Source organism: Microbulbifer sp. TYP-18 (genome assembly GCF_040932045.1).
Lineage (GTDB): Bacteria > Pseudomonadota > Gammaproteobacteria > Pseudomonadales > Cellvibrionaceae > Microbulbifer.
In genome coordinates, this window is the sequence record NZ_JBFRBC010000003.1 from 213,364 (window position 1) to 228,576 (window position 15,213).

General features: G+C 50.8%; 11 protein-coding genes. 7 read left to right on the plus strand and 4 right to left on the minus strand.

Translation table 11 applies throughout. The features are described from left to right. Positions 1–776: 776 nt before the first annotated feature. Positions 777–1,811 (minus strand): sorbosone dehydrogenase family protein, encoded by a 1,035-nt coding sequence (locus ABVT36_RS05330; RefSeq protein ID WP_368455606.1) that lies wholly within the window; start codon positions 1,809–1,811, stop codon positions 777–779. A 1,384-nt stretch (positions 1,812–3,195) separates the two neighbouring features. Between ABVT36_RS05330 and ABVT36_RS05335 the strand changes: the two genes are divergently transcribed. The 3 genes from ABVT36_RS05335 (at position 3,196) to ABVT36_RS05345 (ending at position 7,517) form a co-directional block, all read left to right on the plus strand. Then, positions 3,196–3,630, plus strand: a complete 435-nt coding sequence (locus ABVT36_RS05335) for a hypothetical protein (RefSeq protein ID WP_368455607.1) — start codon at positions 3,196–3,198, stop codon at positions 3,628–3,630. Between the two features lie 458 nt (positions 3,631–4,088). After that, on the plus strand, positions 4,089–6,077 hold the full coding sequence (locus ABVT36_RS05340) for an alpha/beta hydrolase family protein (protein ID WP_368455608.1): 1,989 nt from the start codon (positions 4,089–4,091) through the stop codon (positions 6,075–6,077). A 276-nt stretch (positions 6,078–6,353) separates the two neighbouring features. Continuing rightward, a complete protein-coding gene (locus ABVT36_RS05345) occupies positions 6,354–7,517 on the plus strand; it encodes a serine hydrolase domain-containing protein (RefSeq protein ID WP_368455609.1) in 1,164 nt (387 codons plus the stop codon). A gap of 166 nt (positions 7,518–7,683) precedes the next feature. Here the strand turns inward: ABVT36_RS05345 and ABVT36_RS05350 are convergent, their stop codons facing one another. After that, positions 7,684–9,144 carry a lytic polysaccharide monooxygenase gene (locus tag ABVT36_RS05350; RefSeq protein WP_368455610.1) on the minus strand — a complete coding sequence of 487 codons (1,461 nt, stop codon included), beginning with the start codon at positions 9,142–9,144 and terminating at the stop codon, positions 7,684–7,686. Positions 9,145–9,415: 271 nt separating this feature from the next. On the opposite strand from ABVT36_RS05350, the gene ABVT36_RS05355 reads away from it, so the two are divergent. Beyond that, positions 9,416–9,982: a hypothetical protein gene (locus tag ABVT36_RS05355; RefSeq protein WP_368455611.1), complete on the plus strand. Its 567-nt coding sequence runs from the start codon at positions 9,416–9,418 to the stop codon at positions 9,980–9,982. Between the two features lie 104 nt (positions 9,983–10,086). Here the strand turns inward: ABVT36_RS05355 and maiA are convergent, their stop codons facing one another. After that, positions 10,087–10,716, minus strand: a complete 630-nt coding sequence (gene maiA, locus ABVT36_RS05360) for a maleylacetoacetate isomerase (RefSeq protein WP_368455612.1) — start codon at positions 10,714–10,716, stop codon at positions 10,087–10,089. Between the two features lie 273 nt (positions 10,717–10,989). Between maiA and ABVT36_RS05365 the strand changes: the two genes are divergently transcribed. The 3 genes from ABVT36_RS05365 to ABVT36_RS05375 all read left to right on the plus strand — a co-directional run bounded on the left by ABVT36_RS05365 (position 10,990) and on the right by ABVT36_RS05375 (position 14,151). After that, positions 10,990–11,487: a MarR family winged helix-turn-helix transcriptional regulator gene (locus tag ABVT36_RS05365; RefSeq protein WP_367151672.1), complete on the plus strand. Its 498-nt coding sequence runs from the start codon at positions 10,990–10,992 to the stop codon at positions 11,485–11,487. Positions 11,488–11,516: 29 nt separating this feature from the next. After that, positions 11,517–12,707, plus strand: a complete 1,191-nt coding sequence (locus ABVT36_RS05370) for an aromatic amino acid transaminase (RefSeq protein WP_368455613.1) — start codon at positions 11,517–11,519, stop codon at positions 12,705–12,707. A gap of 67 nt (positions 12,708–12,774) precedes the next feature. Then, positions 12,775–14,151: a class II 3-deoxy-7-phosphoheptulonate synthase gene (locus ABVT36_RS05375; protein WP_368455717.1), complete on the plus strand. Its 1,377-nt coding sequence runs from the start codon at positions 12,775–12,777 to the stop codon at positions 14,149–14,151. Between the two features lie 151 nt (positions 14,152–14,302). Here ABVT36_RS05375 and ABVT36_RS05380 read toward each other — a convergent pair whose 3' ends face one another. After that, positions 14,303–15,016: a hypothetical protein gene (locus ABVT36_RS05380; RefSeq protein ID WP_368455614.1), complete on the minus strand. Its 714-nt coding sequence runs from the start codon at positions 15,014–15,016 to the stop codon at positions 14,303–14,305. Between the last annotated feature and the right edge of the window lie 197 nt (positions 15,017–15,213).

The following is a 15,213-nucleotide window of genomic DNA, read 5'->3' on the forward strand; positions in this document are numbered from 1 at the left end:
CTGTCGTCCAGGGGTATAAACGGATATAAATAAAACTGCTTTAATTCGTCCGTGTGAACGATACAACCTTTATCTATAGTATTTGATGACTTTCCTGAGCCAAGGTATCAACAAACTACGAGGATGAAGGGCAATCGAATGCAAATCCATAGTCAAATATCTTAAAATGAATTCTACGCCTAACGGAGTTGGTTTTGCAACCAGGGTGGGAGTGAAAAGCTAGCTGGGATTTAAACGATTGCCCGTTGGAATGCTTCACAGCCTTTTAATTGAACGCAGATAAATACTGGAATTCTTTACGCTATATATTAGGTCTGGGTTGTTTTGAACAGTTTCTGTTCGGCTTGATGATTGAATAACCTTTTTATTATCTTTGTGCGACTTGCCGATGACCCGGTGTATTTATCTATTAGTGGGAAATCTCTCAAGGTTACCAGCAACAGAGCAATAAGCTCGTTCATTGACCAGTATATTTTTCTGCTATAGGAGCAATTCCTGTCCAGGGAAATGAATGTGAACCACTTCAGTCAATCAGTGATCGAGCCCCTAACCTGGGCGGGCAATCTCCTGTGGTTTGGGTCGGCGCTGGTAAAATACTGAATATTTATTCGGTATTAAGGGCCTTGGGCGGATTCTTATTTACCTATCCAGCAAAGGCGTGCCCCTTCACAGCAGCGGCCCGGCCCCTTATGGAAGTGCCGAGCCGGGTGCTATATTTTAAAAGCAAACCTTGTCTTCATTGAAAGTTCGGCTTATTGAGCCAGGGGATCGTCCTGCTAGTTTGAAATTACCCTGTAGATTTCCCCACCAATATCGCAGATATAAAGCTCGCCAAAATAATCCTCACCGAAGCTTGAAATACTATCGATAGAGCCCACAGTGGGTGCCAGCTCACCGGTGCGTTCGGTGAATTCCGACAGAGTGGTGCCGTCATATTTCAGCGACCAGATCTGGTCGGAGCAGTAATCGGCAAAAAAATAGGTTCCGTCCAGGGAGGGGATAGCGCTACCTCTATAGACATAGCCGCCGGTAACGGAGCAGCGAAAAGGAGAGCCGCCGCGGCTGTATTCCCAGATAGGGAACTCCAGGGTGCTGGGGCTAGGGCATCCACTGGTATTAAATGGGTTGTTGCCTTCATAGCAACGCCATCCCCAGTTGGTGCCGCCGCTGCTGGAAGCGGGCTGGAAGTTGACTTCTTCCCAGCTGTTCTGGCCGACGTCAGCGATCCATAGATCGCCGCTACTGCGGTCGAAGCTGGGGCGCCAAGGGTTGCGTAGCCCATAGCTCCAGATTTCATCGCCGAATGGATTGCCCACGGGAATCGAATAGGGCAAGGAGCCGACATCAATGCGCAACATCTTGCCCAGCAGATCATTGAGGTTCTGGGCGCGATTGGCCGGATCGCCGGCTGAGCCACCATCGCCCATAGCGATATACAGATAACCGTCAGGCCCAAATGCTATCCAGCCACCATTGTGATTGCTAAAAGGCTGGCTGATGGAAAATACCACTTGCGCGGAGCCTGGGTCCGCCAATTGTGGATTTAAGTTTGAGCGTTGATAGCGGGTCACAAAGGTCCGACTATTTTGCGTGTAATTGACGAAGAAGTAGCCATTATTTGCGTAATCCGGATCGAAAGCGAGACCCAGAAGGCCCTGCTCGGAGCCGGTATTTAAACCGCTGATTGACAGAAAGGTCGAGACCAGGGCACCACTGGTCCGGTCGAGAATCTTGACCCGCCCGGTGGAGCTGGAGCGCTGTTCGACCACGTATATCCAATCGGAATTTACTCCATCGTGGGTTACATACACTGGCCGGGTTAATCCGCTGGCTACCCGAACAGATGACAAAGTGACAGCGTTATTGGCCTGTATTGTCGTTGTCGGGTCAATATTGATTATAGGGGCAGAATTTGGTGATAGTTGAGAATGCTGTTGTGCCGTTGCGCTCAGACTTATCAGGGCCAGAGCGAGCATTATTTTTATTGACATTTTTACCCTTCTCCTTGGATTTTCAGTTAGTGAATTGGACTCAGTCGATAGTATTGCGACCCCGCTTAGATAAGAGACCAAGCAAATTTGACGGAGTGGAAGCCATTCTCTCTACAAGGCGGGCCACCCATTGTGCTTTCCAGCGCAGGGGCTTTTTGTTTATACCGTATTATCTACAGCGTAAGTAACCCCGAATAAGTCAGTATCGTTGCTTACAAGATGAAATTTGCGTAATTAATACGATTCGGCGCCAATATTGGTTTGAATGACTCTGTCAAAATTTCCCCCAAAGTGTATTTAATACCTAGGTCAAAAATATTTGGAAATGGATCTTAGGTGAAGTCTCGCTAAATTTTTGTAGATAGTATCTGCATAACGGAATTCTTATGTCACTTTGCAAAAAATTTCTTGTAGCGTAAATATTTTTTAAACTGCTTGAACTGATATAAATCAATGGAGATCCGAAAAATTTTTATCGGCTGGATACTGATATTCAAGATTTTATATGCTTCTCCAAAACTGGCAGTAGTACTATAACTAAGTTTAAATTTCTACTGGCGGTGATAAGACTATGTAGAGTTTTGTTGGGATTGCTTTGGATCTGTTCTTATTGCATTGAGCCGTTTATGCCTATTCATAGCTAAGGAAGTCACTCGCAGTGCCAGGGGAAAGTTACAGTGGCAAGCTTCCATCCCCTTATTGGCTGAAACCCTCTCCATCCGATCCTGTCTGAAAGCCGCAGCTGGATTTTCGACAGCTCGATAATGGCTTGTAATGATTTGTAATGGAAGTTTTATTGCACTTTTACCGGTATTGTGGTAAGGCTATGCTGAATCTTTGAGTTGTATGGGTTTTTTTGGGGGTAATTACTGCAAACGCTTAGTGCAAAGTGGAACTAACAATAACACAAATTACGCTTAGTTCAGCTTGCTGATCACTTAGCCTTACAGTGAGAAAATATCTAACTTTAAACTGCTAACGCACATTCTTTGTTTCTGGGTATGACGATGAATAATCAGGTCTGTCAGTAGGATTAGGTTGCTGACATGGTATTCGCAAATGGTCGAATATCTGACCACACAAAGTTCGTTAAAGAAACCTTGAGTAGCTTTAAGAAATTATTTAACTTAAGGCTAACGATTGTAAAGAGGCCCTGGTAAAACTACAGGTCCGAGTGTTAACTGATAAAAATGAGGATTGACTAATGCAGCTATCCAAAGAGAGCAGGTTGGTATCGGGTGTGATACTACTTACGATTCCAACCATTATGTATGGTGGGATAACCCTGTTGAGCATTCTCACTCAAGGTGCGGTCGGTTTTGGCGGTAATATAACCTTGGATGAAGCTCAATTTGCGCTGTGGCGGGCGGGGCATGCCCATGCGGGTGTCTGGGTGATACTATCAATAGTAATACAATTGCTTATTGATTCTAGCAAGTTATCCTCTGCCAATAAGTGGATAGCCCGTATCAGTGCACCCTTAGCAGCGATTGCTGTTCCTGGAGGTTTCTTTGGGCTCGCTTTCTTGCCGGGATTTCGCTGGTTGATATACTTTGGTGTTTTGAGCTTATTGCTATCACTGCTGCTAACAGGTATTGGGCTGCTCAGAAATTTGCATACCAGTGAGCTGCAGACTTAGTAGAAAGAAATTTAGAATTAATTTTAGCTGCAGATTAATAATTTGCTTGGAGAGTGAGAGCCTTGTCAGAAGCACCGCTAATAGTCAAGTTTTAGCCGGCCATAGTTTAAACATTCAAGGCTATATAACGACGTGGTCATTACAGTGGGGAAGAGAGATGAATGCTGGGAAAGTCAGCCGTTCGGAATTTGGCCAAACCATTCGAGTGCTTCTTTCACATTGACGGTGACGAAGCTGACTGGGGTAGAAAGTAGGGTAATTAACTCGTACCGGAAAGGGGTGGAAAATAATTCCCATAGTTTACGCCGCCCCCGGCTCCCTTCCTGAATGTCCGCACCAACAAGTCAATAGTCCGGGTATGGGGTTGATAAGGGAGCCTAAACATTGATCTTATTGCATTCATATTGCCTGTATGGTAGCTTAAAATGTTTAATTTTAGGGTTCGGGTCAATATTCTAATGAGAACTATACTGTCCAGGTTTATACTTGTTGTTGCCTTTCTATGGACTGCTGTATCAATTGGTGCCCAGGTACCATTATCGGATTTGGTGCGTCACCAGGATATACAGGAAGTAAAAATTTCCCCGACTGGCTCTCATATAGCGGTCAAGAAGCTTTATGAAGGAGAGCGAGTTCTTTACTTTATGTCATTGGACCCATTAAAAGTCGTTGGCGGGCTGCGGTTTAGTGGCAAAGAGGAAGTTGGCGACTTTTATTGGGCGAATAACGAGCGTGTTGTTGTTGAGGTCATGTCTCGTAAAGCGGCACTGGAAACACCAATTAGCTATGGCAGCCTGTATGCGGTTAATTACGATGGAACTCGCGGTAAAAACATATTTGGTCATTTGACAGGGAAAATGCAAACAGGAAGTAGAATAAAGCGGGCAGAATCTACCTATGCCCATGCAACAATCATTGATCCCCTACTTAATAGAAAAAATGAAATTATGGTGTCAACCTCACCCTGGGCGAGAGATTGGGAAACCCTTGGTGAGGTTCTTAAGATCAACATATACAATGGAGTCAGGAAGCGAGTAGCTGACTTGCCAGTAGTAGGTGGACGTGCCTATACAGATGGTAATGGAAAGCTAATTTTTGCGGACGGTACTGACATAAAAAATGAGCACGAAATTTATAAGAAATTAAAAAATGGTTGGGAAAAAGTAGATGATCCAATTTTAGGGCGAGGCCGGCCTGTAGGTATTGATCAAAACGCCAATGAAATCTATTTTGAAATAAATCGACTCAATGAAACTGAACAATTGGTAAAATTCAATAGAAAAGCTAATAAGATTATTCCTGTCTTGCAGCATGAGATATCCGATATTGAAGAAATTATAAAGGATCCTAAGGATAACAGGCCTATAGGGGTTTATTTGAATCCGGATTATCCGGAAGAATCTTTTTTTGATGAAGAAGGAGGTTTTGCTGCTTATTTTCGCGGTCTTAAAAAAGCCTTTGAGGGGTTCCGAATTCGGTTCACCAGTTTTACTGCTGATGGAAAACTTGGGGTTTTGGAGGTGCACGGCGACAGACTTCCGGGGGATTTCTTCCTGGTAAATACGGAGACAAAAAAAGTAGATTTTCTTATATCTTCTTCGAATTGGCTTGACCCGGCTCAATTAAACTCCATGAAGGCTGAGTCATTTATCACTGACGATAAATTTAGAATAGGTACCTACTTAACTTTCCCAGACGGGCAGAAAGAAGATCTTCCTATGGTTGTAGTGCCCCACGGTGGACCTCACTCCCGCGACTATTGGGAGTATAGCCAAGATGCTCAAATTTTGTCCCAGAACGGTTACCTGGTACTCCAGGTTAATTTCCGGGGCTCCACTGGTTATGGTGACCATTTTTATACCGCGGGCGAGAGGGAATGGGGTGGAAAAATCCAAAAAGATATTGCCGATGCCGTGAATTGGGCGGTTGCGGAAGGCTATGCCGACCCTGATCGTATTTGTATCTACGGCGCCAGCTTTGGGGGTTATTCTGCCCTGATGAATCCCATAAGATATCCGGGCCTGTACAAATGTGCCATCGGTTTTGCGGGTGTATATGATTTGGAACTTTTGTATACAAAGGGTGATATAAAGCGCAGGGATCGTGGATTAGCTTATTTGGAGTCAGAATTAACCAAAGACAAAGATTTCTTGAAAGAAAATTCACCCCTGCACAATGCAGATAAACTCGACCTGCCTTTATTTATTGTTCACGGGGAAAAGGATGAGCGAGTCCCTGTGGAGCATGCTAAACAGTTGCTCCGCAAGCTTGAAAAAGAGGGGAAACCAGCAAAGAGCCTTCTGGTCGCCAATGAGGGGCATGGTTTTTACAGCGAAGAAAATAACTTAGAACTATATACCGAGATATTGGCATTCCTGGATCAGTATATCGGTGTCGGTTCGGTAGAAAAAGGGAATGATAATAATCAAGCGCAACTGTCGGAGTAGATAATAGGGTTGGTGTCCGCTCAACTAATGAGCTATTGGGAGACTGTCTGATCTAGTTAATTCGCATCATGCTAGTTTCTGCAGTCTCTCAACTTGGGCAGCTGCTTGTCCGGTACAGGAAGAGGTTATTCGTATTTATATTAGAGTTTAGCTTCTGCACCACAGGTTATTCTCCGTTGTAATAGAAATATAAATCAAATCGAATATAGGAGTTGGCTCGGACAAATTCTGGTCGTTCTTATTAGCCTCCATAAATCGATGGGGTGGGAGAGTAATATGAGGCTATTTGGCTGCCTTGTTTTCTTTAATTTCGGTTTAATCGGTTTTTTTGTTTCACCCATTGTTGTTGCTCAGGGCTCGATTGATGCAGAGACCCTGCAAAGGATGAAGGAGTTAAAAGAAAAATATCAACTGCCGTCTGTTTCTGTTGCAGTAGGCTTGGTAGAAGAGATTGTTTTTGCCGAGGCAATTGGATTCTCCGATATTGAAAAAAACCGCCCGGCGACCCGTGAAACCCAATACTCTGTGGGCAGTCTGGCAAAGCCAATGACGGGAATTGCATTGGCCAGGCTTATGGATTCCGGACAAGTGGATCTACAGGCTCCAGTAAGTAAGTATGTTAAGCAGCCTGAATATACGCAGCAATTCTCGGTCCGCGAGCTTGCCGCCCATATTGCCGGGGTTCCCCATAATACCGCTGAGCGCCATACGGCCGAATTCGTTGATATAAAGGATCACATAAGCCCCTTTGATGCATTCTATGTTTTCGATTCACATCCCCTGCTTTTTCCCCCTGGCACTGACTATGAATACTCGTCCAATGGATATATTTTATTGTCCGCTGTGATTGAGTCCGCAGCGGATATGAATTATGTGAACTTCCTGCAATCCTCCTTGTGGGATGAACTTGGGATGAAGAGCACTGAGCTGGATACTTTTCTCGCCGGCAGGGAGCATGAGGCATCCTATTACCAGGCAATAAAGCCTGATGGTAATTTTGCCATTTCTCCGGTCAACCGGGACAGGAGTTTTCTTTTTGGCGGAGGCGGATTTATTTCAACACCCAGTGATTTGATCAGGCTTTCCAGGGCGACTTTCCCCGAGGATTTCCTGTCGGATGACGCCCGGCTCGCAATGGCCACCCCGGCCAGGCTTAGGAATGGTGAAATCAATTCTGATCGATACTCCCTCGGCTGGCGGGTTGCGGCTATCCGGCTGACAGAAGATGCAAAGGAGGAGTGGCTGGCTTTGCACCATGGCGGAGTTACAGATAAGGCATCGACAGCCTACCTGCTGGTTGTTCCGGAGTGTAAGGCTTCCATAGCCTTTGCGACAAATTATATTCCTGAAAAATTTTGGCGGATGCGGGGCGATATGGCGAAAGTCCTGAAGGGGTATATTAATCAGGAGCAGTGCCGAAGAAGCTTTAAAGCATCGTAAACCGGTGTTTTACGGCTTTGTGGTGAGATGCTGGGGGAATTGCTGTTACTCTTCCAGTCTTCAGCTGCGCCGATAGAAGCCGTTAGCTTTAAGTGTGATCGACAATTGATTTTGATACCTCCGGATTCACCTCCGGAGGTATCGCTGTTTGCATTAGTGATTTAAATTACAGCCGAATCCAGGCGTCCTGCCAGTTGCTTCCAGTGCCGGGTGCATAGTGATAAGGGCTGTTGATGTTACACCAGCCTCCGTGGGGAAAGGGACGGCATCGGTAGCGATTGCCGTCTGTTCCAAGGACGATGGTCTGTCCGACCACATAATTGCCTATGCCCTGGGGGTAGACATAGTCGTAATTGTCACCGCCGCCAGAGGGGACATTGTGGCGGATGTTTATGGTGGCTGAATCGCTGAGGCTGCCATCGCTGACGGTTACCCCAACGGTTACTGTCTGGCTCTGAGTGGGCGCACCCAGGTTAAGGGTAGTTGAAACACCACTATCGTTGCTGAGGCTGACAAGGTTTCCGGAAACCAGGTTCCAGGTGTAACTTAGCGGGTCACCGTCCGGATCACTGGAGCCTGCGGCGGATATGATGACGGTGCCGGCCCCTTCCACCGTGATCGACGAGGCTTCGATGCTGGCCCGCGGTGACTGGTTGCCATTGCCGTCAAAAAGCAGGATATCAATTTCGTGGCTCAGGCTCTGACTGGCTGTGGTGTAAATGCGGTTGGCGCTGGCGGAACGGGTTGGATTTATCTGTCCATTGTTGGGGTCCAGCACACCGATGCGGGCATACTGGGACTGACTGTTGACACTCTGGGCAAAGGCGTAGGCCCAATCCGCTGCGCTGGTAGCGCCGTCCAGTACTGTATGTTGTACACTTTCCACGTCATTGCCGGATTGGTTGAACAGTCTCAGGGTGACGGTGCTGTTTGCGGTGAGGTTTGTCTGCGCTGTGAGTGGACCTTCATCGGTCCAGCTGCTGCCGCCGCCGCTATCTCCCAAAACCACGTCCGTGCAGGTATAGAAGGCTTCAGCACTATCGGAGCGTTGCCAGGTAGTGTAGATAATGTGCTTGCCGGTGACCGGGGGAAGCGGACAATTGAGAATATAGAGGTTATCAGCACTCAAAGGGACATTTCCAAGTCGGCAAAACTCAAACAGGTCGCTCCATTTCAAGGGGGCACTCGGGATATAACCCTGCCGGGTGACATAAAACACCCAGTCCCGGGTGGCATGGGGCGCTGTACCTTTAAACTGGAAATCAAAGGTTCCATCGGCTTTGGGGGCAATGGGGGTCGCCTCCCAGTCACTGCGAGCCAGATCGAGACCGGCAAATTTGGCCTGGCCGCCGGCGCACAGGGTGCCGTCCGGTACAACGTCGCGATGGTTGCCGTTGGCGGAACCCTGGTTGACCCCATTCCAGTCGTAGAATGCCTGCGAGCTGGCGACGGCTTGTGCCGCCGCGCAGGCGGGGTCTGTTGGGTTTTCCGGGTTGTTAAGGTAGCAGTTATAAACGCGGCTCTCCGGTACCACCATACTGCCGTGGGCAAGGGCCTCCACTGGCGCGAGCGTCAAATATGCCGGTAGTGATAGTGTGGTCAGGGACAAAAAAAGATGTTTTCGCATAAAAACCCCAATAGGTTGTTTATTTTGATTGTCGTTTGTAAAAATTTTTGAACGGCCAGCCTGCCTTTTATTTTTATCCTGAGAATCAACCAGGTTTTCCAAGTTCGGTTGAAATAGAAAAGCCGACAAGACAGCGCTGTCGCTCACGATTGATACTACTGAAGAGGCGGAGTGGCATTAGTGACTGGTTTGGCGTATCCAGATTTGGCGCCTACTTCTTCTTTAAATTAAATACTGGCGCACGGCTCAATGGAGGAGGAGTTGGCAAACAGTGAAAATCGCTTTTGCTAATTTTCGCGATGCTTCAAATTCATCCCGCGAAATAAGCCCAAGGTGGGCAAAAGTGGTTGGGCTTGAGGTGCGGGCTTCATTTTATTCAGCTTTTCGCCTGGTTTCGGACCTTCAGGGCGACAATTCTGGGTGCAGGTATGGCGGCAACCTACAAAGACTTTGTGCGAAAATCTATCACTCGATACTTAGCAGGTTGTTGAAAAAGGCATCCTGCCTGTTTCAAAACACGAAAAGCGAAAAATGTGAATTTCACTTTTCTCCCAAAATCAACGACTTAGACGTCGTCGATTTTGCCGGAACATCCATATTCCGGTACCAGGCGTCGAAATTCTGCGAATTTCAACAGCCTGTTAGAGGGAAGCCCGGACGGAAATTTAAACGGGTTTACGCAAAAGGTGTGCCCCAGGCTAGTGTTGGGGAAAGCCGGGGAGAGCTTTTTCAACAAACTGCCAGGGGTTTAAACGGTCGGGAGTGGCCCCGGCCACTTGTTTTTAGCGGTTCAATACCCAACTGCCTGAAGCCGCTTAAATTGCTTCATAGGCATTGAGTGGGGCTTGCGCCCGGTGAGGGGGAATCCTTATACCTGTTGATGGGGCAACTTGTCTGGTTGCCCCGTCAATAATTTCGCTGCAGGGTGTCTCCCGGTTACTTTTACAGGGTGCTGTCCGGTTGATTTTCCGGCCTGGCGTCTACAAAAGCCGGTATTTGCGCACAGGCTTGCTGGATGCTGTTGATGGCCGGGTAATCCGCAATATCCAACCCGAATCTCTCGGCACTGTAGATTTGCGGAATAAGGCAACACTCCAAGAGCCCTGGCTGCTCGCCCGCGGCGAAGGGGGCGGGGGAGAGCTGTTGTTCCAGGGCTGAAAATCCGGCGTGAATCCAGTGGCGGATCCACTGGAGTTTGTCTTCCTCGCTGATGTCCAGTTCGCTTTGCAGGTATTTCAGCACGCGCAAATTGTGCAATGGCTGGATATCGCAGGCGATGCCGTAGGCGAGGGCGCGAATTCGGGTGCGCTGGAGGGGCTCCCCTGGTAACAGGGCGGGGATTGGATGCTGTTCATCCAGCCATTCCAGTATCGCCAGGGACTGGGTCAGCACCTCGCCGCCTGCTACCAGGGCCGGTACCAGTCCCTGGGGGTTCAATTCGCAATAGTTGCTTTGACGCTGCTCCCCCTTCAGCAGGTTGACCGGGAGATAGTCGTAGGGCAGGCCCTTCAGATTGAGCCCGATACGTACTCTATAACTGGCGGAAGAGCGGAAGTAGCCGTGAAGTTCCATGGTTTATCTTCTCCGCTGGCGGCGGTGTGACCCGGCGCGAGCCCGAACAGTGGTTCAGGGCGGTCAGCACTGCGCACAAAAAATGCGTGTTGTTGGGTTTTCGATAACAAAAATGGCGCTCGGAGTCGTATAATGCGCCCTCGATTTTTCTGCAGGCCGGCGCCTGTTCGGGATAAAGTCCCTGCCACTTTGTTGTTGCAGTGGTTACAATTGAAACCAATTTTAGCTACATTTGTAATCCTACACAACCAGTGGAATGCGGGTGCGAGAGTAATGACCAGTGACAAATCGGTGACCGACAGCCCAGTGCGAACTGATGGCCTGCACCTGGAGAATTTCCTGCCTTATCGCCTCTCAGTGTTATCGAACCGGGTGAGCAACGCCATTGCCCAGGCCTATGGGACCCGTTTTCGCCTTACGATCCCAGCGTGGCGGGTAATGGCGATCCTGGGCCGTTTCCCGGACCTGTCTGCCGCTGAACTGGTTGAGCAGACGGCCATGGACAAGGTGGCCATCAGTCGGGCCGTGTCCACTTTGTTGTCCAACGACTACATCACGCGCAGCGAGGATCCCGCCGACCGGCGCCGGCAGGTGCTCAACCTGTCACAACTCGGGCGCCAGGTTTACGGGCAGATTGTCCCTCTGGCCCAAGGCTACGAGAATGACCTTATGTCATCGCTGAGCGCGGAGGAGCGCCACCAGCTGGACGGAATTATTGACAAGCTGATGGACCGCGCCCAGGCATGGGCGGATCGCGGTCTGATCGATTAATGGAATCATGTGAATTGCAGGAGTTTTCCATGTTCAAACATCTGAGTAGCCTTTCACCGGATCCGATTCTGGGCCTCCTGGCCAGTTATCGAGCGGATGAGAATCCCCACAAGATTGATCTCGGTGTCGGTGTATACAAGGATGAGTCCGGCCATACCGGCGTGCTGCAGGCAGTAAAAGAGGCGGAAACCCGTCTGTTGCAGAGCGAGGAGACCAAAGCCTATATAGGCCCGGCTGGCACAGTGGGTTTTAACCGGGCGATGCAGGAATTGATTCTGGGTGCCGATCACCCGGCGCTGGCGGCCAATCGGGTGCGTTCGGCGCAGACCCCGGGCGGTTGCGGAGCCCTGCGGGTGCTGGCGGAGTTTGTCAATCGCGCCGAGCCCGGCGCCACTATCTGGGTCAGTGACCCCACCTGGGCAAACCATGTACCGCTGCTGGGCAACGCCGGCCTGCAGATCAAGACTTACCCCTATTATGATCGCGCCAGCAGCAGTCTCAGATTCGAAGCCATGGTGGAGGCGCTGAGTGAGGTGGGCCGGGGCGATCTGGTGCTGTTGCACGCCTGCTGCCACAATCCCTGTGGCGCGGACCTGAGCCGTGACCAGTGGCGTCAGCTGGCGCAAATGGCCCAGAAGCAGGGGTTCACCCCTTTTATCGACATGGCCTACCAGGGGTTTGGCGAGGGCCTAGCAGACGATGCTTGGGGCCTGCGGCTGATGGCGGAATCGGTTGATGAGATGTTGGTGGCTGCATCCTGCTCCAAGAACTTTGGTCTCTACCGCGAGCGCGTGGGATTGGCGATGGTTGTGTACGGCGATGCTGCGTCGGCGGACAGGGGCCAGAGCCAGTTGTTGAATGTGGTGCGCGGCAACTACTCCATGCCGCCGTCACACGGCGCCGCCATTGTGGAATCCATCCTCTCGGATGCCGGGCTCAGGGCCAACTGGGAGGAGGAGCTGACCGAGATGCGCGAGCGGATCAATGGCCTGCGCCTGGGCCTGGTGGAAAATCTCGCAGCCGCTGGAGCTTCCGGTGATTTCAGCTTTATTCAGCGCCAGAAGGGTATGTTCTCATTCCTCGGAATTACCCCTGAGCAGGTACAGCGATTGCAGCAGGAGTACTCGATCTACATGGTGGATTCCAGCCGTATCAGTATTGCGGGACTCAGTCAGTCCAATATGGAATACTTTTGCAGGGCTGTGGCCTCCATACTGTGAGCGGACTGCGCAATCCGGTGCCGCCGGCCCGCTATATCGACGTTAGTACCCTTTGGAAGTTGAGGTGATGTTTCCCGTGCCCCGATCCCTATCCGAGAGCTGGACCCCCGATAGCTGGCGCAAGCTTGTGACTCTGCAGCAACCAGTCTACACGGCACCCCAACGGGTTGCCGAAGTCACTGACCAGCTGTCCGGCTATCCACCCCTGGTATTTGCTGCGGAAGCGCGGGAACTCCGGCGCCAGCTGCGCGACGTGGCCGAGGGCAGGGCTTTTTTGTTGCAGGGTGGCGACTGCGCCGAGTCCTTTGCCGACTTCAATGCGGGCCGGATACGGGATACCTTCAAAGTGCTGCTGCAGATGGCAGTGGTGCTCACTTTTGCCGGAAATCTGCCTGTGGTGAAGGTCGCGCGCATGGCTGGCCAGTATGCCAAGCCGCGCTCTGCGGATACCGAGACGATTGATGGAGTAGAGCTTCCCAGCTACCGCGGCGACATCATCAACGGAATAGGTTTCAATCCCAGGGACCGGCAACCGGATCCGGACCGAATGCTGGTCGCCTATAACCAGTCCGCTGCGACCCTGAACCTTTTGCGTGCCTTTGCGCAGGGGGGACTCGCGGATCTGCACCAGGTCCACGGCTGGAATCTCAGCTTTCTGCAAAACAATCCCCAGCGGGAACGATATGCCCAGCTGGCCGAGCGGCTGCAGGAGGCGCTGGAATTTATGGCCGTCTGTGGTGTGACTTCGGCCAATACGCCGGCAATTCGCGAAACGGTACTCTACACCTCCCATGAGGCGCTGCTGCTTGACTATGAACAGGCGCTGACCCGTATCGATAGTCTTACCGACAAATGGTATGACTGCTCCGCCCATATGCTGTGGATCGGTGAACGCACACGCCAACTGGATGGGGCGCATGTGGAGTTCCTGTCCGGTGTCTGGAATCCCATCGGGGTCAAGGTAGGGCCGGGGATGCAGACCGATGAGCTGTTGAGGCTGATTGACAAGCTGAATCCGGACAATGAAGCGGGGCGGTTGACTCTGATCACCCGTATGGGGGCGGACACCATTGGCAAGCGGTTGCCGTCATTGCTGCGGGCGGTGCAGAGGGAGGGACGGGCGGTGGTCTGGAGCACGGATCCCATGCACGGTAACACCGTTAAGGCCAGCAGCGGCTACAAGACCCGGGATTTTGACAAGGTCCTGCGCGAAATTCGCGACTTTTTTGCCGTGCATAATGCAGAGGGCAGTCACCCTGGTGGTATCCATCTGGAGATGACCGGGGAGCATGTCACCGAGTGCACCGGAGGTGCCTGGAAAATTTCTGAGGCGGATCTGGCCAGTTGCTACCGTACCCAGTGCGATCCCCGCCTGAATGCGGACCAGGTGCTGGAGCTGGCGTTTTGCGTTGCCGAGTGGCTGCGCGACGGGCGCGCTGCCTGACCCGTTCCCTGTGTTGCACTCCGGTTAAATAAGCGCCTGCCTGCTGTGCTTTGGGAGCTGCCGAAAGCGGATGTATCAACAAGAATCCCGGTAAAACACGGCAGGAGGAGCACCAACTTGGTGGGCTCCTCTGCAATCGAAAGTCTACAGCTTAGGGATGGGTAAACTGTAGACGGGCCTTCTGGAATCTCAGCAGGCTTGTCGCCGCATCAAAGCGCACCCGAACCAAATAGTAACAGCTCTGTGTGTCGATCGGCCGGTTCGGTATAACGACAACTGCGGAACCGTTGGCGGCATCAAAGCTGGTGCTGGTGGCTACTGTGGTGAAAGTGACGGGACCTCCGCCAAATGACGGCTGGCATACCTCAAACAGAAAAACCCCCATGGCCGAATTTGGGTCATTGTCGGACCACCACCACCTGAAAAACTGCAGCACGCCCCCATTGGGTAGATCCTCTACCTGGGCATCGGCAAAGCGCTCCGTACCGAGGCGGCTGAGTTCCAGGCTGTTTCCTGCGGAGAATTGCCACTGGGTACCCGTGGAGTCCACCCGGCCGAAGAACTCCTTCGCCGAAACCGGAGAATAGTCGGTACTGCCGGAGGGAAACAATTCCGGTTGAACACTGGGGCTGCCGCTGGACCAAAGTCCGGCATCCATACTGTCCGCGTTGTTGTCCAGCTCAATGCCGGCCGCCATATAAGCCTTGTCCATATCCCTTGCAAAGCCCATAGCCTCCAGTAGGTCCAGATCTGTAATAAGAACGTCATCACTTGCTGCCAGTGCTGCCAGTGCTGCCGGGGTAGAAAAGTGGAAGCCCAGGATGAAGGCGCAACCAAACGACAGGGTTTTGAGGCGCTTGAACATATATAAATCCTCCGTGATCGGTATTTATAAATTGACCCGCTTCGCCTGGGGCTGCAAGCCCGAGGACAGTGGCTGTCCCTGGCGAGCTTCGGATCTGATTTGGCGATAGAAACAATTACCGGCGGAATGCAAGCAAAATACTTTCTATTTATTGCGATAGAACTTATCGCTGCCTGGTCAATGACATCCGGGTGAAG

Coding starts and splice junctions, on each gene's coding strand:
- ABVT36_RS05370 (WP_368455613.1), top strand. CDS start 11,517: ATGTTCAAACATCTGAGTAGCCTTTCACCGGATCCGATTCTGGGCCTC.
- ABVT36_RS05350 (WP_368455610.1), bottom strand. CDS start 9,144: ATGCGAAAACATCTTTTTTTGTCCCTGACCACACTATCACTACCGGCA.
- maiA (WP_368455612.1), bottom strand. CDS start 10,716: ATGGAACTTCACGGCTACTTCCGCTCTTCCGCCAGTTATAGAGTACGT.
- ABVT36_RS05375 (WP_368455717.1), top strand. CDS start 12,775: ATGTTTCCCGTGCCCCGATCCCTATCCGAGAGCTGGACCCCCGATAGC.
- ABVT36_RS05345 (WP_368455609.1), top strand. CDS start 6,354: ATGAGGCTATTTGGCTGCCTTGTTTTCTTTAATTTCGGTTTAATCGGT.
- ABVT36_RS05380 (WP_368455614.1), bottom strand. CDS start 15,016: ATGTTCAAGCGCCTCAAAACCCTGTCGTTTGGTTGCGCCTTCATCCTG.
- ABVT36_RS05365 (WP_367151672.1), top strand. CDS start 10,990: ATGACCAGTGACAAATCGGTGACCGACAGCCCAGTGCGAACTGATGGC.
- ABVT36_RS05340 (WP_368455608.1), top strand. CDS start 4,089: ATGAGAACTATACTGTCCAGGTTTATACTTGTTGTTGCCTTTCTATGG.
- ABVT36_RS05335 (WP_368455607.1), top strand. CDS start 3,196: ATGCAGCTATCCAAAGAGAGCAGGTTGGTATCGGGTGTGATACTACTT.